This window comes from Acerihabitans sp. TG2, assembly GCF_035013185.1.
In the GTDB taxonomy this organism is placed as follows: Bacteria; Pseudomonadota; Gammaproteobacteria; order Enterobacterales; family Enterobacteriaceae; genus Acerihabitans.
This window is the reverse complement of the sequence record NZ_JAYGJO010000010.1, coordinates 88,410-114,462: the sequence shown is the minus strand read 5'-3', so window position 1 is coordinate 114,462 and position 26,053 is coordinate 88,410. Positions and strand designations below refer to the sequence as shown.

20 protein-coding genes, 2 tRNA genes and 1 other RNA gene are annotated in these 26,053 nt (G+C 50.2%); 11 read left to right on the top strand and 12 right to left on the bottom strand.

Going from position 1 to position 26,053, the window contains the following annotated elements; genetic code table 11:
- The first annotated feature begins 327 nt into the window (after positions 1-327).
- Entirely contained in the window at positions 328-1,191 is an 864-nt protein-coding gene (locus tag SJI19_RS11250; protein ID WP_323478346.1) for a C40 family peptidase, read from the top strand.
- A 134-nt stretch (positions 1,192-1,325) separates the two neighbouring features.
- Here the strand turns inward: SJI19_RS11250 and SJI19_RS24850 are convergent, their stop codons facing one another.
- Positions 1,326-1,415 carry a YnhF family membrane protein gene (locus SJI19_RS24850; RefSeq protein ID WP_416347532.1) on the bottom strand — a complete coding sequence of 30 codons (90 nt, stop codon included), beginning with the start codon at positions 1,413-1,415 and terminating at the stop codon, positions 1,326-1,328.
- A gap of 295 nt (positions 1,416-1,710) precedes the next feature.
- Between SJI19_RS24850 and purR the strand changes: the two genes are divergently transcribed.
- Together purR and cfa are read left to right on the top strand one after the other, a co-directional pair.
- Complete coding sequence (purR, locus tag SJI19_RS11245; RefSeq protein WP_323478345.1) at positions 1,711-2,727, top strand: HTH-type transcriptional repressor PurR; 1,017 nt, start codon at positions 1,711-1,713, stop codon at positions 2,725-2,727.
- 465 nt (positions 2,728-3,192) lie between these two features.
- Entirely contained in the window at positions 3,193-4,344 is a 1,152-nt protein-coding gene (cfa, locus tag SJI19_RS11240) for a cyclopropane fatty acyl phospholipid synthase (RefSeq protein WP_323478344.1), read from the top strand.
- A gap of 87 nt (positions 4,345-4,431) precedes the next feature.
- On the opposite strand, the gene SJI19_RS11235 is transcribed toward cfa, so the two are convergent.
- A complete protein-coding gene (locus SJI19_RS11235; RefSeq protein ID WP_323478343.1) occupies positions 4,432-5,073 on the bottom strand; it encodes a riboflavin synthase subunit alpha in 642 nt (213 codons plus the stop codon).
- Positions 5,074-5,303: 230 nt separating this feature from the next.
- On the opposite strand from SJI19_RS11235, the gene SJI19_RS11230 reads away from it, so the two are divergent.
- The 5 genes from SJI19_RS11230 (at position 5,304) to SJI19_RS11210 (ending at position 9,536) form a co-directional block, all read left to right on the top strand.
- On the top strand, positions 5,304-6,677 hold the full coding sequence (locus SJI19_RS11230) for an MATE family efflux transporter (RefSeq protein WP_323478342.1): 1,374 nt from the start codon (positions 5,304-5,306) through the stop codon (positions 6,675-6,677).
- A gap of 151 nt (positions 6,678-6,828) precedes the next feature.
- Positions 6,829-6,905: transfer RNA gene (locus SJI19_RS11225), tRNA-Val, on the top strand.
- A gap of 8 nt (positions 6,906-6,913) precedes the next feature.
- A tRNA-Val gene (locus SJI19_RS11220) sits at positions 6,914-6,990 on the top strand.
- Between the two features lie 556 nt (positions 6,991-7,546).
- Positions 7,547-8,959 carry a pyruvate kinase PykF gene (pykF, locus tag SJI19_RS11215; RefSeq protein WP_323478341.1) on the top strand — a complete coding sequence of 471 codons (1,413 nt, stop codon included), beginning with the start codon at positions 7,547-7,549 and terminating at the stop codon, positions 8,957-8,959.
- 340 nt (positions 8,960-9,299) lie between these two features.
- On the top strand, positions 9,300-9,536 hold the full coding sequence (locus SJI19_RS11210; protein ID WP_323478340.1) for a major outer membrane lipoprotein: 237 nt from the start codon (positions 9,300-9,302) through the stop codon (positions 9,534-9,536).
- Positions 9,537-9,658: 122 nt separating this feature from the next.
- On the opposite strand, the gene SJI19_RS11205 is transcribed toward SJI19_RS11210, so the two are convergent.
- The 9 genes from SJI19_RS11205 to SJI19_RS11165 form a co-directional block, all read right to left on the bottom strand.
- Positions 9,659-10,726, bottom strand: a complete 1,068-nt coding sequence (locus SJI19_RS11205) for a L,D-transpeptidase family protein (RefSeq protein ID WP_323478339.1) — start codon at positions 10,724-10,726, stop codon at positions 9,659-9,661.
- A gap of 221 nt (positions 10,727-10,947) precedes the next feature.
- Positions 10,948-11,361 carry a cysteine desulfuration protein SufE gene (sufE, locus tag SJI19_RS11200; RefSeq protein ID WP_323478338.1) on the bottom strand — a complete coding sequence of 138 codons (414 nt, stop codon included), beginning with the start codon at positions 11,359-11,361 and terminating at the stop codon, positions 10,948-10,950.
- A gap of 26 nt (positions 11,362-11,387) precedes the next feature.
- On the bottom strand, positions 11,388-12,608 hold the full coding sequence (sufS, locus tag SJI19_RS11195) for a cysteine desulfurase SufS (RefSeq protein WP_323478337.1): 1,221 nt from the start codon (positions 12,606-12,608) through the stop codon (positions 11,388-11,390).
- Positions 12,592-13,890, bottom strand: a complete 1,299-nt coding sequence (gene sufD / locus SJI19_RS11190; RefSeq protein ID WP_323478336.1) for a Fe-S cluster assembly protein SufD — start codon at positions 13,888-13,890, stop codon at positions 12,592-12,594. Before sufD ends, sufS begins: the two co-directional genes overlap by 17 nt.
- Positions 13,865-14,611 (bottom strand): Fe-S cluster assembly ATPase SufC, encoded by a 747-nt coding sequence (sufC, locus tag SJI19_RS11185; protein WP_323478335.1) that lies wholly within the window; start codon positions 14,609-14,611, stop codon positions 13,865-13,867. The genes sufD and sufC overlap by 26 nt, the downstream gene beginning before the upstream one ends.
- A 77-nt stretch (positions 14,612-14,688) precedes the next feature.
- Complete coding sequence (gene sufB, locus SJI19_RS11180) at positions 14,689-16,194, bottom strand: Fe-S cluster assembly protein SufB (protein ID WP_323478334.1); 1,506 nt, start codon at positions 16,192-16,194, stop codon at positions 14,689-14,691.
- Between the two features lie 13 nt (positions 16,195-16,207).
- The gene (gene sufA, locus SJI19_RS11175) at positions 16,208-16,579 is read right to left on the bottom strand and encodes a Fe-S cluster assembly scaffold SufA (RefSeq protein ID WP_323478333.1); all 372 of its coding nucleotides are present in this window, start codon (positions 16,577-16,579) and stop codon (positions 16,208-16,210) included.
- Positions 16,580-17,291: 712 nt separating this feature from the next.
- A complete protein-coding gene (locus SJI19_RS11170) occupies positions 17,292-17,726 on the bottom strand; it encodes a hotdog fold thioesterase (protein WP_323478332.1) in 435 nt (144 codons plus the stop codon).
- A complete protein-coding gene (locus SJI19_RS11165; RefSeq protein WP_323478331.1) occupies positions 17,723-20,854 on the bottom strand; it encodes an FAD-binding and (Fe-S)-binding domain-containing protein in 3,132 nt (1,043 codons plus the stop codon). The genes SJI19_RS11170 and SJI19_RS11165 overlap by 4 nt, the downstream gene beginning before the upstream one ends.
- Before the next feature lie 280 nt (positions 20,855-21,134).
- Between SJI19_RS11165 and ydiK the strand changes: the two genes are divergently transcribed.
- Together ydiK and rprA are read left to right on the top strand one after the other, a co-directional pair.
- Positions 21,135-22,235 (top strand): AI-2E family transporter YdiK, encoded by a 1,101-nt coding sequence (ydiK, locus tag SJI19_RS11160; RefSeq protein WP_323478330.1) that lies wholly within the window; start codon positions 21,135-21,137, stop codon positions 22,233-22,235.
- A gap of 211 nt (positions 22,236-22,446) precedes the next feature.
- Positions 22,447-22,549, top strand: an RNA gene (gene rprA, locus SJI19_RS11155) — antisense sRNA RprA.
- A gap of 100 nt (positions 22,550-22,649) precedes the next feature.
- Here rprA and ppsA read toward each other — a convergent pair.
- Positions 22,650-25,025 (bottom strand): phosphoenolpyruvate synthase, encoded by a 2,376-nt coding sequence (gene ppsA / locus SJI19_RS11150; RefSeq protein ID WP_323478329.1) that lies wholly within the window; start codon positions 25,023-25,025, stop codon positions 22,650-22,652.
- 165 nt (positions 25,026-25,190) lie between these two features.
- Between ppsA and SJI19_RS11145 the strand changes: the two genes are divergently transcribed.
- Positions 25,191-26,012, top strand: a complete 822-nt coding sequence (locus SJI19_RS11145; RefSeq protein WP_323478328.1) for a pyruvate, water dikinase regulatory protein — start codon at positions 25,191-25,193, stop codon at positions 26,010-26,012.
- Positions 26,013-26,053 lie beyond the last annotated feature (41 nt).

Genomic DNA, 26,053 nt, shown 5'->3' with positions numbered 1-26,053 from the left:
GCACGAAGATAAATCTTTTTTACCCTGCTAGCACTTTCGTAACAACATTAACGCTCAGTTAACGTGTTTTGCCCAACGTTAAACAGTGATTTTAGCGTTTTTGTTGCTGGTACCAAATACAAATTGGGCTTTAAGCACCAGGGTTCCCAATCAGGAATCGATGAAATTTCGGGCGTACAGTGCTGTTAAAAGCGACAAATTCGAGTTTATTCACGTTTATACACAATAAGGAGACAATTACAGATGCATTAACGGATTAAATAGATTAAATTCCTGTGAGACGTTGTTAACCCCCTTCCATTGGGCCACATAAGGATAGCGTTTCTCATGCGTTTATGCTTTACGCTTTTTGTGTTGCTTTTTACCCAGTTGTTCTTCAATTTGGCTCATGCCGCGCCCAATGCGGGGGTCAATGCGGACCAACGAAAATCCCAGTCGACTGCGGCCAAAGCCAGTGACAGGCGCAAACGAAAACCGGTCAAGATCGCCAAGAAAAATAAACTCCCCGCTACTGAAAAAATCAGCGTACAAAAAATCAGCATATCGAAGGCCCGAGTCAAAAAAATTGATCTGCACAAGACCAAAAACGAAAACCTGCACGGATCGGCTAAAATACATACAAAAAAAATCATTGTGCCGTCGGACACTAAGAAAATAGCCAAAATCACTAAACCGAAAAAGGGCTATAAAGTAGGCTATGGCCGGCACCGAATCAAACATCAGGCGAAGACTGAGCTCATCTCAAACCAGCCGATAAAAATGAGCGACAGCCATAAAAGACGGTACCAGCACGCCAAACTTACCGCGATGAATAAATTGCTGTCCCAGATGGGAAAACCCTATCACTGGGGTGGAAAGTCCCCAACCACAGGTTTTGACTGCAGTGGGCTCATCTATTACGCCTATAAAGATGTAGTACGGATACACATGCCCCGCACCGCCAATGAAATGTTTCATTTGCGAGATGCCGCACCGGTTAAAAAAGATGAACTGGAGAGCGGGGATTTAGTATTTTTCCATATTTCCAATCGTGGTGCCGCGGATCATGTTGGTGTTTATTTGGGCAATGGGAAGTTTATCCAGTCGCCGCGCACCGGAAGCGACATTCGCATCAGCTACTTAAACGAAGACTATTGGCAGGATCACTATGTTGGCGCGCGGCGCGTAGTGACCCCCAAAACGATCCGTTAAGGCTCGATTGCATTACTATAAATGATGGGAGTGACGCGCGCAGTCAAGGCATTTGGAAAAGGGAAGAGGCGAGGGACAAACCACTATAGCGTTGAAAAAAGGAGCCATGGCTCCTTTTTTATTTGCACATAGAGTCAGTTCATGACGGCAGTAAAGCTGAACGCCATAATAACAAAAAGTGAAAATATTGTGGTCGCTAATGATATTTTGAAATCGCTGTTCATAATGGCTCCTTAACATGTTGCTGGCCTATCAGCCGCGGCGTCCGGCAGATAATGACGCAATAGCGTTATCACGCATGATCTGCGAGCGGCGCTGCCAGTCGATGGCAGATGTCTGCCTAACGCGATTCTGGCACATTTATGATTGAAATGCTTGTCGCTTCACAGCCATGCGCAACATTTAACACTTTCACTTTGTCGCCGAATCAAGGAAAATTACCGGTTCTTTCTTATTGTGTCGTAAAGTGCTTGCGCCTTCGACAGTCATTCATTCAGGGCGTTTAGGAGTATTTAAAGCATGGCAACCATCAAAGATGTGGCGAAACGCGCTAACGTATCGACGACCACCGTCTCACACGTCATTAATAAAACCCGTTTCGTCGCGGAGGAAACAAAAATTGCCGTGTTGGACGCGATAAAATACCTGCATTACTCCCCGAGCGCTGTGGCGCGAAGTTTGAAGGTCAACCGCACCAAATCCATTGGCCTCTTGGCCAGTACCAGCGAAGCGCCCTACTTTGCCGAAATCATCGAGGCAATAGAGCACCAGTGTTTCGCTCAAGGATATACACTGATTTTATGCAACTCACATAACGATCTGGATAAACAGCGTGCCTATTTGGCTATGCTGGCGCAAAAACGCATCGACGGTTTATTGGTGATGTGCGCCGAATATCCCGAAGCACTGTTGGATATGCTCGAAGAGTACCGTCATATTCCTATGGTGGTAATGGATTGGGGCGAAGCGCGTCGCGATTTTACCGATACCATCATTGATAACGCCTTCGCCGGTGGATACTTGGCAACCCAATATTTACTCAAACGCGGGCATCGCGCCATTGGCGCCATACCCGGACAATTGGCGCGCAATACTGGCGGCGGGCGTCACCGTGGTTATCTCCATGCGATGGAACAAGCCGGAATACCTGTTGAGACACGCTGGGTGGTACAAGGTGATTTTGAACCTGAATCGGGTTACCGCGCGATGAAACAGATCCTGGCGCAAGCACAACGCCCCACCGCCGTATTTTGTGGTGGAGATATCATGGCGATGGGCGCCTTGTGCGCCATCAATGAACTAGGCTTAAGCGTACCGGACGATATCTCGATTATCGGTTATGATAATGTGCGCAATTCGTGCTTTTTTTCTCCCGCACTGACCACTATCCATCAGCCAAAACAGGAACTGGGAGAAGCTGCGCTGACCATGCTACTCGATCGCATTATCAGTAAAAGAGAAGATGCTAAATGCATCGAAGTCCATCCTCAACTGATTGAACGGCGCTCGGTTGCCGATGGCCCTTGCCTCTCCTAACGTTACCTCTACACCCCACCCACCGGCGCCATCATTCTCACCGGGCGCCGTGTCATTAGCGAACGAATCGCGGCTAATATGGCACAGCTGATACGCGGTATTGTCATTTGGCTTTTGTTCCCAACACGCAATAGTTCAGCATGGAAATCATTAAGTTATATCACAAAATACATTGCAGTCTTAACTATTGTCTAAACTCAAATGCAGGCTTATACTTAATATCGTTAACAATTATAACGAGTTGTCTAGTAACTTTTATTACAAAAATGTTGTGTTTGCCGCATGGCATCACCCTTTTTATAAAGCCCCCAGCGATAAACCAATCTTAGGCTTGCTTTATATTCCGCTGTTGTTGATGGCGGAACTTCAGACACCACGGTAAATCGTGGATTCTTATAAAGGCCCGCAGGAAACAGCCTGGCTGTACCTAACGGGACAATACAAAGTAAAGGTGATGGAGAAGCTATGAGTTCCTCGTGTGTTGAAGATCTGAGCTTTCATGATAACGCGTGGTACCGTATCGTCTGTGAAATGCTCACTGAAGCCGGCGTTGAAATCAATGGCTCAAGGCCTTTTGATCTTCGGGTCAACAATCCCGGTTTTTTTAAGCGCGTGTTGCAAGACGGGTCACTCGGTTTAGGTGAGAGCTATATGGAAGGCTGGTGGGAATGCGACCGGTTGGACATTTTTTTCCAACGGGTGCTTAGAGCCGGACTGGAAAATAAACTTCCGCATCATTTAAAGGATACTTTTCGCGTTGCCGCTGCGCGCGTGCTGAATTTGCAGTCAAAAAAACGCGCCTGGATAGTGGGCAAAGAGCATTATGATCTGGGAAATGATCTGTTTGAACAAATGCTTGATCATTATATGCAGTATTCGTGCGGGTATTGGCACCAGACTGACGATCTGGAACAAGCACAATCTCACAAACTAAAAATGATTTGCAATAAATTGCAGCTTAAACCCGGCATGTCCTTGCTGGATGTCGGCTGCGGTTGGGGTGGCCTGGCCGCCTATGCAGCAAAAAATTATGGCGCATCCGTCATGGGCGTTACCATCTCAGCCGAACAACAGAAGCTGGCACAAAAGCGATGTGAAGGCCTGGATGTGACGATCCTATTGCAGGATTACCGCGATCTGAATATGCAGTTCGACCGGATAGTTTCTGTAGGCATGTTTGAACATGTCGGCCCCAAAAACTACTCAACCTATTTTGACGTAATTGATCATAACCTTAAGCGCGACGGTTTATTCCTGCTGCATACTATTGGTTCGAATCAAACCGACATGCGTGTCGACCCCTGGATAAATAAGTATATCTTCCCCAACGGCTGCTTGCCGTCGGTTCAGCACATTGCTCAAGCCAGCGAACGGCATTTTGTGATGGAGGACTGGCATAATTTTGGCGCAGATTATGACCGGACACTTATGGCGTGGTACGAACGATTTATTGCTGCCTGGCCAAAACTCTCCGACAAATACTCTGACCAGTTTTATCGCATGTTCACTTATTATTTGAACGCCTGCGCCGGTGCGTTTCGCGCGCGAAACATCCAGCTTTGGCAGGTACTTTTCAGCCCAGAGGGTGTAGAAGGCGGCATTCGGGTAGCACGTTAGCAAGATTGTAACCGCAAGACAGACTTGCGGGCATGATGGGCAAGATCATATCGGGTCAATCATGCCCGGCGTTCGTTACTGCGCGGTTTAGAGTGAGGTTACCGACGTGGCGGACATCGCATCCCGCTGTGCCAGCACCCGCTCAACGGTATCGACTACTGCCTGGGTCTGTGAGTCGATTTCAATATTGACCCGCTGCCCTAACCGTTTCTTACCCAGGGTCGTCCGGGCTAGTGTCTCGGGAATCAAATGAACGCAGAATTTATCCTGCACCACTTCGCCGATAGTCAACGAAATGCCATCGATGCCGATATACCCTTTGTATAACACGTATTTCATCAGATTTTTGTCGGGTAACCTGAACCAAATTTGCCGGTTATTTTCTGATGTGACAATTTTTACGATTTCTGCGCTACACATAATATGGCCGGACATTAAGTGGCCGCCAATTTCAGCATTAAACGCAGCCGCGCGTTCCACATTGACCTCATCACCCACCCCTAGCTCCCCCAGGTTGGTGACACGCAGCGTCTCTTTCATCAAATCAAAAGCCACTACGCCGTCGTTAACGGCACTCACCGTAAGACAGCAGCCATTATGTGCCACTGAGGCACCGAGCTCTAACCCAGCCATCATCGCCGTTGGCAATGTAAGATAATGCGTGCGAAAGTGGCTTTTTTCTTCTATGGCAACAATAGATGCCGTGCCCTGTACAATACCCGTAAACATGACTATCGCCTCTGTAAATCATACCTGGTGATCGTAAGTTCATTTTGCCCGATTTTAGCACAAAAACCAAACACTCCCCCGGGTAAACCCACGCCTGATTTCGCTAAATTATGCTTTATCGCACTGGCATAACCGCCTAAATGCTTTACACTGTGCCACATAATTTAACCTTGAATCATTAGATTAAATTTTCCTGCTTATTCTATTCTCGTAAAACTATAGGTGCCTGCGTGCAGAAGTACTTTTTGGAAGCGCGTACATTAATGTTCTTGGCAATTCCGGTTATTCTTGCCCAAATCGCCCAAACCGCAATGGGCGTGGTAGATACCATCATGTCAGGTTCCGTTAGTGCGACGGATATGGCCGCCGTAGCGGTAGGAACCTCCGTGTGGTTGCCGGCGATTTTATTCGGCCATGGTTTGATTCTGGCACTGACGCCAGTCGTGGCGCAGCTAAACGGTTCTGGACGCCGAGACCGCATTGAAGCTCAAGTAAGCCAAGGCTTCTGGTTGGCGCTTGGTGTATCGCTTCTTATTATGTTTGTCTTATATAACAGCCAGTTATTCATTGAAAGTATGCATGACGTCGACCCGATGCTGGCAAAAAAGTCCATTGCGTATCTGCATTATCTGCTTTGGGGGGCGCCCGGCTACCTGTTTTTCCTGGTGCTGCGCTGTCAATGTGAAGGGCTAGCCAAGACAAAACCGGGTATGGTGATTGGTTTTCTCGGGTTACTGGCCAACGTTCCCATCAACTATGTGTTTATCTACGGTAAGCTAGGTATGCCGGCCATGGGCGGTGTGGGGTGTGGTATTGCCACCGCAGCAGTCTATTGGTTTATGTTTGCAGCCATGTGGTTTTATGTGAGCAAAGCAGGCGGGTTCAAGGAATTGCGGCTAGGTCGCCGGCTGGTTAAACCGGACTGGTCGACATTGCGACGGTTGAGCGGCCTGGGGCTGCCAATTGCCCTCTCACTGTTCTTCGAGGTAACGCTGTTCGCGGTTGTGGCGTTGCTGGTGGTACCGCTGGGTATCGTGTCGGTGGCCGGTCATCAAATTGCTCTGAATTTCAGCTCACTAATGTTTGTGTTGCCGCTGTCGGTGGGCGTAGCCGCCACCATTCGGGTGGGTTTTCGTCTGGGGGAAAATGACGTAGCGGCGGCCAGGGTTTCTGCCCGCACCAGCCTGGGCGTCGGTATTATACTTGCTTGCTGCACCGCGATTTTCACGTTGGTGTACCGGGTGGATATCGCCCGCCTTTACAACGGTTCGCCTGAGGTGGTCGCCATGGCTGCGCATCTTATGGCGCTGGCGGCCATTTACCAAATTTCCGACTCTATACAGGCCATTGGCAATGGCGTATTGCGCGGCTATAAAGATACCCGGGCGATCTTTTTTATTACCTTCACCGCCTATTGGTTACTGGGGTTACCCAGCGGCTATATCTTGGCCTTGACCAACCATCTGGTACCGGCCATGGGGCCCAGCGGCTTCTGGATTGGGTTTATCATCGGTTTGACGGCGGCAGCACTGATGATGTCGCTGCGACTGTGGTGGTTGCAACGCCAACCGCCACATCGGATACTGCGGCGAGCGGCTCACTAAAGCCGCTCTGCCCATGCGCAAAAAATCATCACGCTGCGCATTAGATCGTCAGTTGATCGCTGTGGACATGGAAAATCGCTTTTTCCTCTTGCATGCGCCGTTAGAGCCCGTTAATATTCGTCCGCTGCCAACCTGGCAGTTGTTATAAAATGCGTTCTTAGCTCAGTTGGTTAGAGCACCACCTTGACATGGTGGGGGTCGATGGTTCGAGTCCATTAGAACGCACCATTTTTAGTGCGTCCGTAGCTCAGCTGGTTAGAGCACCACCTTGACATGGTGGGGGTCGATGGTTCGAGTCCATTCGGACGCACCACTTCAATGTAATTCACCGTGTAGTTAACCTTGCTTGTAGTTAACCTTGCTGTAACCTGTTCGCAACCTACTTGTCATTATTCACCGCACCGAGATAAATCTCCATGGGGAACAGTCCCTCAAATACGCTATGGTACCTATTTTGCCTCGCCACATTGTTACTCAAAGGTTGCCGCTTTTATTGTGCATATGCGCAACACTTGATACTCACTCTTTGCATAAATGCCACAAATGCACTGCATTTTATTGCTTACGCATTAATTGTGCTGTTTTTATCTTGTTTCCGTCAGCTCAATAACTATAATACAAAACGTTATTTCAGTTAAATGGCTCTCGCTGATTGCTTAACCAAATACTAATTAAAACAGACTTATCCAATATCCCTTGCCGGCACTGCTGGTCAGAGAGCGAAACGATATTTTCATCACTTTCACACTTTTGTCATCTATCCTTGAACATGGGGAACCGGCCCACAGGACTGCACTTTTTTTCGTCGTCGATTTTCTCCGGCGATATATCAGATTCATCATCCATCACAACTTGCAGATATCATTGCTATGAAAAAGACAAAAATTGTTTGTACCATCGGTCCGAAAACTGAATCAAAAGAAATGCTTGCTAAACTGTTGAATGCGGGCATGAACGTTATGCGCCTCAACTTCTCCCATGGCGACTTTGCCGAGCACGGTCAACGCATCGTCAATCTGCGCGCCATTCTCAAAGAAACTGGCCAGAAAGCAGCCATTTTGCTCGACACCAAGGGACCGGAAATCCGTACCATGAGATTGGAAAACGGCAATGACGTATCCTTAGTTGCCGGCCAGACCTTTACCTTCACTACCGATCAAACCGTGATCGGCAATAAGGACAGTGTTGCGGTGACCTACTCCGGTTTCGCCAATGACCTGTCCATCGGCAACACCATACTGGTGGATGACGGTTTGTTGGGCATGGAAGTGATCAACATCACCGACAGCACTGTGGTTTGTAAGGTGCGCAACAATGGCGATTTGGGCGAGAACAAAGGCGTCAATTTGCCAGGGGTGTCTATCGCGCTGCCGGCATTGGCTGACAAAGACAAGGGCGACCTGATCTTCGGTTGCGAACAAGGGGTGGACTTCATTGCCGCCTCTTTTATTCGCAAACGTTCCGATGTGTTGGAAATTCGCGAGCATTTAAAACAACACGGCGGCGAGCATATCCAGATCATCTCCAAGATTGAAAATCAGGAAGGCCTGAACAATTTTGACGAGATCCTTGAAGCCTCGGACGGCATCATGGTAGCGCGTGGCGATCTCGGGGTAGAAATCCCGGTAGAAGAAGTTATTTTTGCGCAAAAAATGATGATCGAAAAATGTAACCGGGCACGTAAGGTGGTGATTACTGCCACCCAGATGCTCGATTCTATGATCAAAAACCCTCGGCCGACCCGTGCCGAAGCCGGTGATGTGGCTAATGCCATCATTGACGGTACCGATGCGGTCATGCTGTCCGGTGAAAGCGCCAAGGGTAAATATCCTCTGGAAGCGGTTACCATCATGGCCACCATCTGTGATCGTACTGATCGCGTAATGCCAAGCCGTATTGACAGCGCCAGCGACAGCCGCAAACTGCGGATCACCGAAGCTGTATGCCGTGGCGCAGTTGAAACCGCTGAAAAACTGGAAGCCCCACTGATTGTCGTGGCGACCGAAGGGGGCAAATCAGCCAAGGCGATACGCAAGTACTTCCCGAAAGCGGAAATACTGGCTTTGACCACCAATGAACTGACTGCCCGGCAATTACTGCTGTCCAAAGGCGTCACCTGCCAGTTGGTCAATAAAATCGCGTCTACTGATGATTTCTATCGTATCGGTAAGGCCATGGCGCTGGAATGCGGCCTGGCGAAAAAAGGCGAGATCATCGTAATGGTTTCCGGTGCATTGGTATCGAGTGGCACGACCAATACGGCATCGGTTCATCTGCTGTAAGTCTGCCGTAACTGTTGTATATGACTCTGCCCCCGATTCCTCGGGGGCTTTTTTTTACCCTGCAAGCATCCTACCGACAAACTTTTTACTCATAACCGACCTTCATGTTGACTCAATAGCACAAAATGTCCTGTCTTTTTTGGCTGGTCGAATCGGAGTTATCTTATGGAATGCTGCTATTTGGGCGTTTTTATTTAACCTCCCTGTAAAACAAGATGTTTCTTTGAGCGGTCGATCGAATTTAATCGTTTTATTGCTAAAATTTATTCTCATTCGAAAATACTTTGTGTAATACTTGTAATGCTACATGGAGATTAACTCAATCTAGAGGGTATTAATAATGAATCGTACTAAACTGGTACTGGGCGCGGTAATTTTAGGTTCCACTTTGCTTGCTGGCTGTTCAAGCAACGCTAAAATTGATCAACTGTCTTCTGACGTTCAGACTCTGAACACCAAAGTTGACCAACTGAGCAATGATGTAACCGCTATTCGTTCTGACGTACAGGCCGCTAAAGATGATGCTGCCCGCGCTAACCAACGTTTAGATAACCAAGCTCACTCTTATCGTAAATAAGAGTCATAGACTTGTTTAGAAAATGGCGCACGGTGTGCGCCATTTTTTTTTCCATAATTCTGCTGAAACGTCCTGTCGCCCCCACTACGGCCACCAATAATTCACTCCTACCCTGGTCTGCCCTAATGCGTATTATCATCACCAGGAGCCAGTGAGGCGCTTGTATTGAGATGAGTGACCTCTACGGTATGTGTTGCGTCCATCACTTCTGGCGAAACCCTCGGTGTTGAGGTGATATTCTGCGGCAAGGTCTCTGCAAGCACACCCGTCGATATCAGCACTGGCATGCCCGAGCGTCTCATCATTGCCTCATGGACCATCGATTGGTCGGTATTATCCTCCGCTAAAAAATGTTTAACCTTGCTCGTGAGGTTAATGTGCATGGTTTGCGGATCATCCTTCTCGTTACGCGACAGGGGTTGATGAACTTCTATATAGCGCTTGCCATCCGGCTCCAGCGCAACCTTAACCGCCTCGTTGACGACTCGCACCTTGGTTCCCACCGGCACTTGTTCAAATAATGCCTCGATATCATCCGGTCTTAACCTGATACAACCCGAACTCACGCGCATACCGATACCGAAGTTGGCATTGGTGCCATGGATAAGATAAACCCCCCTACCGGCAGCCATACGCAAGGCAAATAACCCCATAGGGTTATCGGGCCCGGCAGGAACCACCGCAGGCAAGGTTATCCCCTGCTCCGCCAGGTAGTGCTTGCGAATGTTGGCGGTTGGTGTCCAGGTAGGATTGGGAATTTTCTGCATGATGCTGGTGGTCATTACCGGGGTGTTCCGACCAAGCTGACCGATGCCAATGGGATAGACAATTACGCTATTTTTATCGGGTGGATAATAATAAAGCCGCAGTTCGGCCAGGTTAATCACAATGCCCTCGCGCGGCGCGTCCGGCAACAGCATCTGGGTAGGAACAGTCAACACCGTGCCGGGATGCGGTAAGTAGGGATCGGTGCCAGGATTGGCCTCAAGCATTCCCAGCAGACCAATTTTATAGGTGGCGGCAATGGCTTCCAGTGAACCGCCGCTATTGTCGACGGTGACGGTGATGTTCTCACCAATGATTCGGCTGTCTGCCGCTGGCAGCGCATATTCCGTTGCGTTGGCTCGCGGGATGGTTCCGGTCAGATACGCGGCGAAAGCGAGGGTGGCTAGGGTCAACGCTTTTTTCATAAAACCACCTTTAGGCAAGTTGTCGTGGCTTGTCGACGTTCCCTGGCACGGTGCCTGGTAGGTAACGACGGAGTAAGTGTCCATAGCAATAGCAACCAAACTGAGCGCACGCTATCAGATAGTGCTGATTATGTGCGGTTTAGCAAAAACTATGGGTAACATAAAGAACAAAGCAAGGTTCCGCCCCGATTGAGGCGGAGTATATACGACACTTTTTAGTGTTATAGCGCAGTGGCTTTGGCGCGGATGCTCCGCACCATGGCTTCAAGCCCCTGCGAACGAGACGGCGTAAGATGTTGCGTGAGCGCCAATGCGTTAAAAAAGGGTCGCACATCCAGGTTGGCAATGTCGTGCGCGCTTAATCCTTGATAAAGGATAAACACCGTGGCGACCAGACCCTTAACGATGGCTGCATCGCTGTCACCGGACAACATCACCCGACCCGACGCATCTGTAGTGAGCTGAATCCAGACTTGGCTTTGACAGCCGGCGATCAGGTTAGCCTGGTTATGCGCCTGCGGTGCCAACGGCGGCAACTGGGCGCCTAACTCAATAATGTACATATATTTCTCTTCCCAATTACCGCAGCGGGAAAAGTTACGCAATAGTTTTTCTTTATCTGGCAAGCTTGCCATCGGTTCATCTCTCCCTGGCATTCATATCAACCCAGCAAATGCTTCACTCTTAACAATCCGGCCACCAATCGATCGATATCTTCACGGGTCGTGTAGAGGGCCAGGGAAGCACGGCACATGCTGGGCACCTGGTAGTAGTCCATCAGCGGCATCGCGCAATGGTGGCCGGTACGGATAGCAATACCGTACTGATCGAGGAAGCTACCCACATCATAGGCATGATGCTTGCCCAAATTGAAGGCAATCACCCCGGCGCGATCGGCCGGACCATACACCACCAGATCCGGCACCTGCAGCAACGCTTCCTGGGCATAGTGCATCAACCCCTGCTCATAGCGGTGGATACGATCAATACCCAATTCCTCGACATAACTCAACGCCGCACCAAGCCCTATCATGCCCGCCGTATTCGGCGAACCGGCTTCAAAACGCCAAGGCGGTTCAAGGAAGGTGGTGCCCTCACTGAGGCTAACGGTACGAATCATCGAACCGCCGCCCTCCCATGGTGGCATCTGGTCCAGTAACTGCTTTTTGCCGTACAGGATGCCGATACCGGAGGGGCCGTAGATTTTATGGCCAGAAAACACGTAAAAATCGCAATCCAGCGCCTGAACATCCACCTGTTGGTGCATGATCCCCTGGGCACCGTCCACCAGCACCACCAGATTGGCGGCACGCGCCGTGGCAATCAACCGATCCAGCGGGTTTACCGTACCCAGAACGTTTGACACTTGCGTCACTGCCAGCAACCGGGTGCGTTGGTCAATCAGGCCAGGTAATGCTGACTCATCAAGGGTACCGTCCGGCAGCAGGGGTATTACCCTAATATCCAATTGCTTTTCAGCCGCCAGCATTTGCCATGGCACAATATTGGAGTGATGCTCCATTTCGGTGATAATCAGGTTATCGCCAGGCTGCAAAAAGTGGCGGCCATAACTGTTGGCCACCAGATTAATACCTTCGGTTGTGCCTTTGACAAAAACAATTTCGTCAACCGAAGCCGCGTTGATAAAACGCGCGGCCTGTGCGCGGACATCTTCCATACGGGAGGTAGCCTCGGCGCTGAGCGTATGAATACCTCGATGGACGGCGGCATATCCCTGACGATAAAAGTCGCTTTGTGCGTCAATGACGGCATTAGGTTTCTGTGCGCTGGCCGCGCTGTCCAGATAAACTAACGATTTCCCGTTAACCTCCTGCGCCAATATTGGGAAATCCGATCGGATACGCTCAATGGGATAAGTCATTAATTCCCCCTTTTAAGGAGTCGGCGATGCGCGCCAGTATGACCTCGCGCACCACTGGATTGGCGATCGACTCGGTGATCTCAGCGGCGAAAGCGTGGATAATCATCTTCTGGGCATCCTCACGGCGGATCCCGCGGGAACGCAAATAGAACATTTGTTCTTCGTCGATCCGCCCAACGGTGGCACCATGGCTGCATTTCACATCATCGGCGTAAATTTCCAACTGCGGTTTCGTATCCACTTCCGCTAACCGATCCATTAACAAATTGTTATTGGTCATGCGTCCATCGGTTTTAATCGCATATTTAGCGACTTTAATCAAACCGTTGAACACACCCTTGCCACGGTCGCGTGCAATAATTTTATGCAGTTGGCGGCTAAGACAATACCCTTTGTTATGTTCAAGATAGGTTCGGGTATCAACCACATCGTTGCCACATGGCAATAACAGACTATTGATGGCCAGATCCGAACCTTCGCCATTCAGCTGGGCGCTGGTTTGGTGGCGGGTCAGCCCTGCGCCTAATAAAAAGCTGCTGCTACGCACCACAGCGTCGCGGCCGATGGCGATATCATTATGCGAAAAATGGTAGCTTTGTTGATTTTCAAACGCCAGTTTGATATGTGTCAGGTGGGCATTGTCACCCACCGCCATGGTCAGGCGTGCACCGGTGAAATGGCCTTGCTCATTTGCGCTGACAAAATGTTCAATAATCTGCGCCTGGGCGCCACGTTCTACCTCAACATGGTGCCGATAATGGACGGTCGTTAAGCTGTCGGCATCTTCACCACCGTGACTGATATGCAAAACGTACAGCGGTTTGTCGGCAATTTTTCCCGCAGGCAGACGAATTCGCGTGGTTTCATGATGCAAACTTTCAGTCAAATGCAAAAAAATTTCCGGCAGAATGGGTTCTGGCAACGGCTGGCGCTCGGCATCACGCTCTACGGTAACCTGCCAGCAACCGGTATCGGTATCGCTCAGTCGGGGATCAAAACGGCCATCAACAAACACCACGCGCACGGCGTCAAATACCAGGGCCAAACCCTCGAGCAGTGATGGATTGACACGAGCAACCTCGGGAGCGACGAAATGGTGCGCCAGCAGGCCATCAAGCGGCGTATATTTCCAGTTCTCATGCTTGCGGGTCGGCAAGCCAAGTTTTTCCACGTGTTGCCAATGTTCGTATGCTTGCGCCGAGCGCGAGGGATTAAGCCCTTCGAACAGATGGTGCCATTGCTGCAACGCCTGGGCATTATTGTTGTTCGGTAAGCCAGCCATAGCCTTGCTCCTCAAGCTGTTTCACCAGGGAAAAGTCACCGGATTTAACAATGCGGCCCTGGTAAAGCACGTGGACGTGATCCGGTTTGATGTAATCCAGAATACGTTGGTAATGGGTGACGATAATAAATGAACGCTGTTGGTCACGCAGGGTGTTGACACCATGAGCCACGACTTTAAGCGCATCGATATCCAAACCGGAATCGGTCTCGTCAAGAATACAGAGCTGTGGTTCCAGTGCCGCCATTTGCAAAATATCGTTGCGTTTTTTTTCGCCACCGGAAAATCCAACGTTAACCGACCGGGTCAGTAAATCTTGCGGCATTTTCAGTAACGCAATTTTTTCTTCAATAAAATCTGCAAACTCAAAACGGTCGAAAGGCTCTTGCCCACGGTACTTGCGTACTGCATTTACTGCAGTCTGCAAAAAAAACTGATTACTGACGCCGGGAATTTCCACCGGATACTGAAACGCCATAAAAATGCCTTCCCCTGCGCGATCCTCAGGAGCCAGCGTCAGTAGATCTTTACCATTAAACTGCACTTCACCTTCAGTGACCTGATAGTCATCGCGCCCGGCCAAGGTAGCCGAGAAGGTACTTTTACCGGAGCCATTCGGCCCCATAATTGCGTGCACTTCGCCGGGTTTGATCTCCAAATTCAATCCCTTGAGAATGGATTTATCTTCCACACTGACGTTTAAATTACGAACTGTTAACATGTTTTTTCCTTTACCCAACTCTGTTGATGACCGGGCGGGCAGCATAAGGCATGGCGTGGCATGCAACAAAAAGGGATTTAGCCCACGCTGTGTTCAAGGCTTATAGCCAATAATTTCTGTGCTTCCACGGCGAATTCCAGCGGCAGTTCTGAGAAAACATCCTTACAGAACCCATTGACGATCATGGAAATAGCATCATCCTCGCTGATACCGCGTTGACGGCAATAAAACAGCTGATCCTCGCCGATACGCGATGTCGTCGCTTCATGCTCCAATTGAGCGGTATTATTGCGCACTTCCACATAAGGGAAAGTATGGGCACCACTTTCGCTGCCAATAAGCATAGAGTCGCACTGGGTAAAATTACGGGCGTTAGTCGCGCTGGGCATGATTTTGACCAGACCACGGTAGGTATTTTCGCTTTTACCGGCGGAAATCCCCTTTGAAATAATAGTTGAACGCGTATTTTTACCGATATGGATCATCTTGGTGCCGGTATCCGCTTGCTGCCGACCATTGGTCAATGCAACCGAAAAAAATTCACCCACGGAATTATCACCGCGCAAGATCACGCTCGGATACTTCCAGGTAATGGCTGAACCGGTTTCCGACTGAGTCCAGGACATTTTTGAATTGTCACCTTCGCACAACGCCCGTTTGGTCACAAAATTGAGTATGCCACCTTCGGATTCACTCCCGGCAAACCAGTTTTGCACCGTTGAATATTTGATCTCGGCGTCTTTATGCGCAATCACTTCCACCACCGCAGCATGCAATTGATAGCTATCACGCACCGGCGCGGAGCAGCCTTCGATATAACTGACATAACTGCCTTCATCGGCAATCAGGATGGTGCGTTCAAACTGCCCGGTTTTCGCCGCATTGATACGAAAGTAGGTGGACAATTCCATGGGACAACGTACCCCTTTCGGTACATAAACAAAGGTACCATCGGAAGCCACAGCGGAATTTAGCGCAGCAAAAAAGTTGTCGTTAGGCGGAACCACACTGCCCAAGTATTTGCGCACCAATTCGGGATGTTCATGGATAGCTTCACCAAACGAACAGAAGATAATACCCTGCCCGGCCAGTTTATCGCGATAGGTGGTAGAAACCGAAACCGAATCAAAAATGGCATCAACGGCGATTTCTGTCCCTTCGCGCACCGGTACACCCAATTGGTTAAAGGCGTTCTCGACTTCGCTGGTCAGGTAATTATTGGTCGCGTCGGCACCTGGCTGCTGCAGCGCGCCAGGTTGCGAACCACAGGTGTCGTCACAGCTGCCGCAAGAAGGGGCTGAATAATAACTGTAATCGTTATAATCCAGTTTCTTATAGTGTGCCTTAAGCCAATGGGGTTCCTCCATTTTCAGCCATGCATGGTAGGCGTCAAGACGAAACGTCAGCATCCACTCCGGCTCATTACGTTTCGCCGAGATCGCCCGCACGACATCCTCGCTGATGCCATGGGCCAGCTCGTCGGTAACCAACTGGGTAAAAAAGCCTTCTTTATACTCTTTGCTTTTTGCCCAAGGTTGCGCGGTATCGATGCCCTCAGGCGTTTCTATAGTGCTTCGTGCCATAATGGTTCATCGCTCAAAGACCAAAACTTTCACCACACCCGCAGGCATGCTGAGCTTTGGGATTGTTAAATTTAAATACGTGATTCAATCCTTCTTGCACGTAATCCACTTCGGTGCCGTCAATAAACGGCATGGCTTTCAGCGGCACGAGCAGCCGTGCACCATCGCGTTCATACACCAGTTCATCCTCGGAGGGGCCGGTAACCACATCTAAAACGTAGCCAAAACCGGCACAACCCGAGGGTTTGACCCCAAGGCGCAACCCGAGCATGGCGCTGTTTTGCTCCATTAAATGACGGATTTGCCCAGCGGCGTTCTCACTTAGCGTAAGACCCTGCCAAATATTTTCTTTTAATGAAAACGTTTCAACGGTATCCATTTGCATAAAACTTACCTCTCAATGATTCAAGATGATAAACAGCATCCCTCTATGTTAGTGATATGAATTATCACTGCAACCTTGCGCTTTGCAGGGGAATAGCAAAAAGCGGCGGTAAAAAAACGAGAAAGGTAAGAAATAAGCGTTTTATGTGCTAATGCTAGAGCAGACTGTCAAAGTTGTTTCTTATTAATCTTTTGATTTAAAAGGGTTTGTTAAATTTCAAACCCTACAGTTGCTATTAGTACTTTTGCTGCGACTTATAAAAAAAAAGTTCTTCGAAAAAAGCTATTTTTATGAAAGGTCATCTTTAACAGCCCAAGTTGAGCATTTGGCATGCATTTAATAGCTGCTATCGAGTATTTTTCCTGTTTTTTTATTGTCTGGCTGCCGTCGCCAATTGATAATGATAACCATCTCGTTATTAATACGCAGTTGCATACGCATAGATATTCATTTTAATTCACTCGGCCGTGGACCGCCATACGTTATATGCCACTCTCGTAGGGCAGTCTTACCCCTGCAACACGAAAAATGGAATGTTACCCTACCCCAGCCCATCTCATTTTCTACAAGCAATTCGTGCGTTATACCCGGCATACTTCGCGTTTCTGGTACGTTGATATTGCGGGATCAACAAGTCTAAAATCGCCCTTCGTTTACATTATAGGTACAATTATATCACAAATATTCAACTTTTGCTGAGTAGCAGGTTTCTCTAGTGCGGCGTTTTACCGGCAGCCGGCAGCACCGCAGTGGTGAGTCGGCAAACACAACTCAAGTGGTTTTTTCCATCATAAATATGGATTTCCCAGACCTGGTGGGCGCGACCGATGCGCATCGGTCGGCACACACCACGGACGTCGCCCTCTTTCACCGCGCGCAGATGATTGGCGGTAATATCCAGCCCAACGACCCGGTCGCCATCAGTAGTACAAAGATAACCAGCCACCGAACCAAGGGATTCAGCCAACACCACCGACGCCCCACCATGCAGTAGACCGAACGGTTGGCGGGTTCGGGCGTCAACCGGCATGACCGCCTCCAATTCATCATCCCCCAACCGGGTATAAATAATACCTAAATGGGAGATGAGGGTACCTTCACTTTGTTGATTGAGGGCCTCGAGTGAAGTCTGGCGTTTCCAGATCATGCAATAATCTCCAGCAAGGCCTGCAAGGGATGACGAATACCTTTGCCTTCGATGCGTTTTACCTGGCTGCGACAAGAGTAACCGGTGGACAGGCAGCGTTCGAACGGCAGCCGTTGCAACGCCTGCTGCCACGAGAGGGCGTAAATACCCAGGGAGTTATCCAGGTTGGCGCTCTCGTGACCATAGGTACCGGCCATACCGCAGCAGCCTACGCTGACATTTTCCAACCGAGCGCCGTAACGTGCAAACACCGCCGCCCATTGTCCTGCGCTTTCCGGTAATTCGGTCGCTTCGGTACAGTGGCCGAACAGATACCAAGATGGCACCGGACGCTGTTCGCCTGGTGCGCGGGGTAACGCTTTTTTCAACACCACCGCAGGCGCCAATTTAAGTGACGGCGTCACAGGTGCCACGTCGTTGACCTGTACCGGTAGCGACATGAGCCATTCGTGCACCAGCAATACCCTGAATTCGCCACGACCTTGTGCGAGAATCTCCCGGTATTCATCACGATAACAGAGCACTAACGCAGGATCCACGCCCACCATAGGCAACCCCAGCAGCGCGGTACGATTGAGAAAATCTGCCGTTTTGGCGGCAGTTTTGGCAAACCGTTGCAAAAATCCTTTAATATGCTGCGCCTTGCCGTTAGGCGAAAATGGCAGCAGCACCGGTTTAAAACCCAACTTTTGCACTAACCGAACAAAATCGTCGACCACACCAGCATCATAATAGCTGGTGAAGGGATCTTGCACGATCAGCACATGTCCCCGGCGCTGCGCCGCATTCATCGCTTCCAGTTGTTCAAGCGTGGTGGTGGTGGCGCGATGACCGGTCAATCTGACGCGCAGCGAAGGTGCAGACAGCAGGGGCAAATCCACCATGCCAATACGCCAACGGCTCAGCTCACGCAGCCAGGGTTGTTTGAGGAAAAAATTAAACACCCGTGGCGCGCGCGCCATGAGTGGTGCATAACCCTCTACTCCCGCCACCAGATGATCGCGTAAAGGACGCAGGTAGCGGGTATGGTAAAGCTGAAGGAAACGTGCGCGAAATCCCGGCACGTCGATCTTGACCGGGCATTGGGACGAGCAGGCTTTACAGGCCAGACAGCCTGACATGGCCATTTTGACCTCATGGGAAAAATCATACTCGCCACTCGCCGCTCGCCAGCTATTATGCAAGCGGCTTAATAAATCACGTAAAGTGGCGAAACCGGTTGGCAGGTTTTTCTCCAACACCAGCGGGTCAACGCCCTGTTCCGCCAGCAACCGCAACCACTCCCTAACCAGGGTGGCCCGACCTTTAGGTGAATGAATACGATCACCGGTAATTTTCATTGACGGGCACATGGGGCTGCGCGTATCAAAATTAAAACACAGCCCGTTACCGTTGCAGTCCAAGGCGCCACGGAACTCACTACGCACCGCCACCGGGATTTGCCGGTCAAACGTGCCGCGTTTGACCGCATCGATGGTTTTCATCGGTGTAAGGCAATCAAGCGGAGCACAAATTTTACCTGGATTTAGCCGATTGTCGGGGTCAAACGCCGATTTGATTCGTCGCAGTTCGTTATACAACGTTTCGCCAAAAAACGCTGGGCTATACTCTGCGCGAAATCCCTTGCCATGTTCACCCCAAAGCAGGCCACCATATTTAGTGGTTAACGCCACGATTTGATCCGATAACTGTTTCATCAACAGTTCCTGCTGCGGATCGCACATATCCAGCGCAGGGCGTACATGGAGTACCCCGGCATCCACATGGCCAAACATGCCATAGCTAAGATGATTATCATCAAGCAGTTGGCGGAACTCGGCAATGTACGGTGCCAGATGTTCGGGCGGCACACAGGTATCTTCGGCGAAAGGTATCGGTTTGGCGCGACCCTTACTGTTGCCGAGCAACCCCACGGCTTTTTTACGCATGGCGTAGATGCGCTCGATACCGGCCAATTGATTGCAGATTTGATAGCCGATAACCCCATCCTGGCCCTGGTCGATCAGACGGTCTAACCCTTCACAGAGCGCGGCAAGTTGCCCATCAATCACCACCTCGTCGTCACCGGCAAATTCCACAATATTCAGGCCAGACAGGCTATGTCCCGGCACATCCTCGATCATATCCCGCACGGAGTGCCAGATGATATCCTGCCGCGCCAGGTCAAGTACCGTGGAATCGACGGTTTCTACCGAAAGTGCCTTGGCTTTGAGCATAAAGGGCGCATTACATAATGCGGAGTTAAAAGAATCATATTTCACATTCACCAGCCGGCGCACCTTCGGCAACGCAGTGATATCCAACCGCGCCTCGGTGACCATCGCCAGCGTGCCTTCGGAACCGGTAATAATGCGCGTCAGATCGAAGTGTTGCAGATCATCGCTGAACACATGGCGCAGATCATATCCGGTTAAAAAACGGTTGAGCTTGGGAAATTTTGTCAAAATCAATTCGCGCTGCTCACGGCAACGATCGAGCACCGTTCGGTAAATGTGCCCGATGACGCTATCCTGGGCGGCTAGCCGTTCTGCTTGAACCGTCGGCATCGACTGCGTATCGAGCAGTTCTCCGCCCATCAGCACCGCCCGCACGCCGAGCACATGATCGGAGGTTTTGCCGTACACCAACGACCCTTGTCCCGATGCGTCGGTATTGATCATCCCCCCCAGGGTGGCGCGATTGCTGGTCGATAGCTCCGGTGCAAAAAAATACCCCAATGGCCGCAAATATTCATTCAGCTGGTCCTTGATAACACCGGCTTCCACTCTCACCCATCCCTGCTCGACATTAACCTCAAGGATATGATTCATATACCGCGACATATCGACCACTATGCCGGTATTGAGCGACTGCCCGTTAGTGCCGGTGCCACCACCGCGCGGGGTAAACGTCAGACCGTCGAACCCCGGCTCGCTGGCCAAGTGGGCCACCAATACCACATCCTGCGTGGTGCGGGGAAAAATCACCGCATCAGGTAGCAACTGATAAATACTGTTATCCGTGGCCATAATAAGCCGGTCAGCATATCCGGTCGCCGTATCGCCGGTGAAACCTTTGGTTTTAAGGTGGTTAATAAAATCGATAACCGGTTGCGCCAGTCCCGGCGCCTGCGAAATCTGTGGGATCATGAACTCTGGGCCTGCTGTTCAAAAGTAATGTAGAAGGAATCACGTTTTTTAAGATGCATGTAAACGTTTTATCATATTTTTTTTTAACGTGCGCCGTTGCGGATAAAAAATCTTCGCCTATGCTAGCTGCATATAAGCTAACTCGGTTATATTTTTTGTTCCGATCTGTCAAAAAATCGTGAAATAACGCATTATTAAGACTGCCCACCCAAGGCATTCCCTAAGGTGCCCGTTGTCATTCTACTTTGACCTGCCTGCTAACTGAGGTGAGAACTTTTTAATGGAATACCCGCGTCAACAGCTTGATCTGCCAAGGATGCTTTTTAGCGTTACCTTTATTGCGCTAATGACCTTGGCCTGTTTCTGGGTCGTGCAACCCTTTATATTAGGTTTTGCCTGGGCCTGCATGGTGGTGATAGCCACCTGGCCTTTACTGATTAAGTTGCAAACACTGCTTTGGGGAAGACGCTCCCTGGCGGTCATTGCCATGACGTTGCTGTTACTGCTGCTGTTCGTACTGCCGGTGTCTGTTTTGATTAGTAGCGTCATTGAGAAAAGCGCCCCACTTGTCGCGTGGGCAAGCCAGCCAAACCGCCTTACTTTGCCGACGCTACATTGGCTCAAGGATGTACCCATGGCGGGCGATAAACTCTATGCCGGCTGGCAAACCATGATCTCCGGCGGCGGCGGTCCCCTGGTCAGCAAGATTCAGCCCTATATCGGTCGCTCAGCCACCTGGCTGTTATCTCAGGTCGCACAGGTGGGTAGCTTTCTGATCCACTGCGCACTGATGATCCTGTTCAGCATATTACTTTACCTGCGTGGGGAACGACTCGCCCTGGCGGTACGCCACTTTGCCATTCGCCTGGCTGCTGAACGCGGCGATGCGTCGGTTCAGTTGGCGGCCCAAGCCATCCGTGCCGTAGCCTTGGGCGTCGTGCTTACCGCCATCGTCCAGGCCGTGCTGGGCGGGATAGGCCTGGCGATTTCTGGTATTCCGCTGGCAACCGTGTTAACCGTCGTCATGTTTGTCCTGTGCATTGCCCAGTTAGGGCCGCTGTTGGTACTGATTCCCGCCATGATCTGGCTTTACTGGAGTGGTGACACCACGTGGGGGACGGTACTGCTGATTTGGAGCTGCATTGTAGGGACCCTGGATAATGTACTTCGACCGATATTTATTCGCATGGGAGCCGATTTGCCGATACTCCTGGTATTATGCGGCGTCATTGGTGGGTTATTGGCCTTTGGCATGATTGGCCTGTTTATCGGACCGGTGGTGCTGGCCGTTTCATACCGGCTGATCTTCGCTTGGGTTCATGAAGCACCACCACCGAGCGTTATTCATAGCCCTGAAAAACATTTAAGCGATATCTCTTAACCGCTTCGCATCTCCACTCGGTTAAACACCTACGCGCAGGTGTCACCAGTCCAGCAGCCCCGTCCCACGGGGGCTGCTTATTTTTTTCTTCGATGAATAAGTCAATCAGCAGTTCTGATAAATACTCATGAGTATTTCAAAAAAATAACTTTCCATTTACCTTTCGGATGATTCTTAATGACCCAGCTCGTTGTAAATAATATTATATATCACATCAATTAACTCATCCACGATGGTATATCACGGATTCCCCTGAGTTAAATGAATTGCTGTGTGTAGTCTTTGCCTGTCTTATAGGATAGGCTTTTTTTTTGGGCGCTATTTACAGCGCGCCATGCACTAAACCCATTAAAATAATAAAAGCCGGGCAAACACCCGACTTTATTATTTTCAGGAAATGAAGGCCACAGGAGATTAGAGTTTGGCCAAACTCAACCAGGTTTTAACCACCGTATCGGGATTAAGCGATAGACTGTCAATGCCCTGTTTCATCAGCCAAGCGGCGAAGTCTTCATGATCCGAGGGACCCTGCCCGCAGATGCCAACATACTTACCTTGTTTTTTAGCCGCACTAATGGCCATGGACAATAACGCTTTGACCGCCTCGTCACGCTCATCAAACAGCTCCGAAACCAGTCCGGAATCACGATCCAGCCCCAGAGCTAATTGAGTCATATCGTTGGAACCAATGGAAAATCCATCGAAATGCTCCAGGAACTGTTCCGCCAACAGCGCGTTGGAAGGAATTTCACACATCATGATGATCTTAAGTCCTTGCTCCCCACGTTTTAGACCCTGGCGCGCAAGTTCCTCCACCACCGCTTTACCCTGCGCCACCGTGCGGACAAATGGGATCATAATTTCGACATTGGTCAGGCCCATATCATTACGTACGCGTTTGATGGCATCGCATTCCAACGCAAAACAGCTTTTGAAATCCTTTGAAATATAACGCCCGGCGCCGCGAAAACCCAACATCGGATTCTCTTCATGGGGCTCGTAGCGTTCCCCACCGAGCAGGTTGGCATACTCATTGGATTTAAAATCGGACAGACGGACGATGACCCGCTTGGGCCAAAATGCCGCCGCCAAGGTCGACACGCCTTCGGTCAAACGGGCAATATAATATTCCTTGGGGCTGGCATAGCCTTGGATCATGTCCTCAATTTCCCGCTGCAATTGCGGGGGTTGGCTGTCAAATTCCAGCAAGGCGCGCGGATGGACGCCGATCATACGGTTAATAATAAATTCGAGCCGGGCCAGGCCCACACCGTCATTAGGCAAACCGGCAAAATCGAATGCTCGGTCGGGATTGCCTACGTTCATCATGATTTTCAGCGGCAAGACCGGCAATTCATTAATGGCCGAGCTATTGATGACAAAATCCAGCACTTCATCATAGACATACCCGGTATCCCCCTCAGCGCAGGAGACCGTTACGTTGCGCCCCTGCGCGATACGGTCGGTGGCATCACCACAACCAACCACCGCCGGGATACCCAGTTCCCGCGCAATGATCGCCGCATGGCAAGTGCGCCCACCACGATTAGTGACAATCGCGGCCGCCTTTTTCATGATAGGTTCCCAATCGGGGTCGGTCATATCGGTGACCAGCACGTCACCGGCTTCCACCCGGTCCATTTCGCTGATATTTTGAATCACTTTTACCGGTCCCGCGCCGATACGATGTCCTATGGCCCGGCCTTCAATCAATATGTCCCCCCGAGAAGCGAGTTGATAGCGCTCCATCACCTGACCGCGCGAACGCACCGTTTCCGGACGGGCCTGTACGATAAATAATTGTCCGGTATGTCCATCCTTGGCCCATTCGATATCCATAGGGCGTTTATAATGCTGCTCGATTTGTAGAGCCTGACGGGCGAGGTTTTGAACCTCATCATCGGAGAGGGAAAATTGTCGCCGCTGCTGTTCCGGCACATCCTCGATTTTTACCTGTTTGTTATGTTCTTGGCTGGGGGCATAGACCATACGGATTTTTTTCGACCCGATATTACGCCGTACAATTGCCGGTTTGCCCGCCTGCAATGTGGGTTTGTGGACATAAAATTCATCCGGGTTTACCGCCCCCTGCACCACCATTTCACCCAGCCCGTAGGCTGCGGTAATAAAGACCACCTGATCAAACCCTGACTCGGTATCAATGGTGAACATGACGCCAGATGCGGCCAGATCCGAACGAACCATGCGCTGAACCCCAGCAGAAAGCGCCACGCCGCGGTGGTCGTAGCCCTGATGCACCCGGTAGGAAATGGCCCGATCGTTAAACAGCGATGCGTAGACATGTTTAATGGCGATCAACACCGCATCGATGCCCTGAACGTTCAAAAACGTCTCCTGCTGGCCGGCAAAGGACGCGTCCGGCATATCCTCAGCGGTGGCGGAGGAACGCACCGCGAAGGAAGCGTTTTGATCATCCGCCGACAGCCGTTGGTATGCGGTGCTGATGACAGCCTGCAGTTCCGGCTGAAAGGGGATGTCGACAATCCATTGTCGTATTTGTTTGCCTGCCTGAGACAACTCACCGATATCGTTAATATCTGTGTGATCCAATAATTCATAAATACGCTGGTTGATGCCGCTCTGATTCAGAAAATCATTAAACGCCTTCGCCGTGGTGGCAAAACCGTTGGGTACCGACACACCCAGAGACGATAAATGTGTAATCATCTCACCTAGAGAAGCATTCTTGCCACCCACCCGGTCAACATCCTGCATTCCGAGCTGGTCGTACCATAATACGCTATCTGAATCATTGTCAGTTTGAGACATCTGCGTCTTCCTTTTATCACTTATAATGGAATAGGGTATTGCGTATGATAATGTCGAAAAACCATGACATAGTCAGACTAGCATAAAGCTCCATGTGGCTGCCTGGGATGAATCGAGCCAGCGAATAAAATCAGAGTAAGCTTAACCTTTCCAAAGGAGTCGCCAATGGAACGAAACGTTTTTTTCATCTCTGATGGTACCGCCATTACCGCGGAAGTCGTCGGTCACGCCGTGTTATCACAATTTCCGCTTTCCACCGCCAGTTTCACTTTACCGTTTGTGGAAAGCGAAACCCGGGCATTGGAGGTTCGTGACCAAATCAACGCGTTGTATAAGCAAAGCGGTGAACGACCGTTAGTGTTTTATTCCATTGTGTCTCCACTGGTTCGAACCATCATCGAAGCCAGTGACGGTTTTTGCCAAGATGTGGTGCAGGCCTTGGTCGCGCCATTGCAACAGGAATTGGGATTGGCGCCCGATCCCGTGGCCCACCGCACCCACGGCCTGACGGCCACCAACCTGACACGATATGATGCCAGGATAGCGGCCATTGATTACACGTTGGCCCATGACGATGGTATCTCAATGCGCAACCTTGATCAGGCCCAAATCATCCTGTTGGGCGTATCGCGTTGTGGCAAAACGCCTACCAGCATATATCTGGCCATGCAGTATGGTATTCGCGCCGCGAATTATCCGTTTATCGCCGACGATATGGACAATTTACGTTTACCGGCCGCGTTAAAGCCGTTTCATGATAAACTGTTCGGCTTAAGCATTGACCCTGAGCGGCTGGCCGCCATCCGCGATGCCCGGCTCAACAATAGCCAATATGCCTCCCTACGCCAATGTCGTCTTGAGGTGAACGAGGTAGAGTTATTATTTCGTAATAACCAAATACCCTACCTCAACTCCACCAATCATTCAGTGGAAGAAATGGCCACCAAAATAATAGATTTACTGGGAATGAATCGGCGCATTTACTGATTAATTTCATTGTGGTTGTTGTTGATATCATCTGATTTTGG

Coding starts and splice junctions, on each gene's coding strand:
- SJI19_RS11210 (WP_323478340.1), top strand. CDS start 9,300: ATGAATCGTACTAAACTGGTACTGGGCGCGGTAATTTTAGGTTCCACT.
- SJI19_RS11250 (WP_323478346.1), top strand. CDS start 328: ATGCGTTTATGCTTTACGCTTTTTGTGTTGCTTTTTACCCAGTTGTTC.
- sufE (WP_323478338.1), bottom strand. CDS start 11,361: ATGGCAAGCTTGCCAGATAAAGAAAAACTATTGCGTAACTTTTCCCGC.
- pykF (WP_323478341.1), top strand. CDS start 7,547: ATGAAAAAGACAAAAATTGTTTGTACCATCGGTCCGAAAACTGAATCA.
- purR (WP_323478345.1), top strand. CDS start 1,711: ATGGCAACCATCAAAGATGTGGCGAAACGCGCTAACGTATCGACGACC.
- SJI19_RS11235 (WP_323478343.1), bottom strand. CDS start 5,073: ATGTTTACGGGTATTGTACAGGGCACGGCATCTATTGTTGCCATAGAA.
- cfa (WP_323478344.1), top strand. CDS start 3,193: ATGAGTTCCTCGTGTGTTGAAGATCTGAGCTTTCATGATAACGCGTGG.
- SJI19_RS11170 (WP_323478332.1), bottom strand. CDS start 17,726: ATGATCTGGAAACGCCAGACTTCACTCGAGGCCCTCAATCAACAAAGT.
- SJI19_RS24850 (WP_416347532.1), bottom strand. CDS start 1,415: ATGAACAGCGATTTCAAAATATCATTAGCGACCACAATATTTTCACTT.
- sufA (WP_323478333.1), bottom strand. CDS start 16,579: ATGCAAATGGATACCGTTGAAACGTTTTCATTAAAAGAAAATATTTGG.
- sufC (WP_323478335.1), bottom strand. CDS start 14,611: ATGTTAACAGTTCGTAATTTAAACGTCAGTGTGGAAGATAAATCCATT.
- sufD (WP_323478336.1), bottom strand. CDS start 13,890: ATGGCTGGCTTACCGAACAACAATAATGCCCAGGCGTTGCAGCAATGG.
- ppsA (WP_323478329.1), bottom strand. CDS start 25,025: ATGTCTCAAACTGACAATGATTCAGATAGCGTATTATGGTACGACCAG.
- SJI19_RS11145 (WP_323478328.1), top strand. CDS start 25,191: ATGGAACGAAACGTTTTTTTCATCTCTGATGGTACCGCCATTACCGCG.
- SJI19_RS11205 (WP_323478339.1), bottom strand. CDS start 10,726: ATGAAAAAAGCGTTGACCCTAGCCACCCTCGCTTTCGCCGCGTATCTG.
- SJI19_RS11165 (WP_323478331.1), bottom strand. CDS start 20,854: ATGATCCCACAGATTTCGCAGGCGCCGGGACTGGCGCAACCGGTTATC.
- ydiK (WP_323478330.1), top strand. CDS start 21,135: ATGGAATACCCGCGTCAACAGCTTGATCTGCCAAGGATGCTTTTTAGC.
- sufB (WP_323478334.1), bottom strand. CDS start 16,194: ATGGCACGAAGCACTATAGAAACGCCTGAGGGCATCGATACCGCGCAA.
- sufS (WP_323478337.1), bottom strand. CDS start 12,608: ATGACTTATCCCATTGAGCGTATCCGATCGGATTTCCCAATATTGGCG.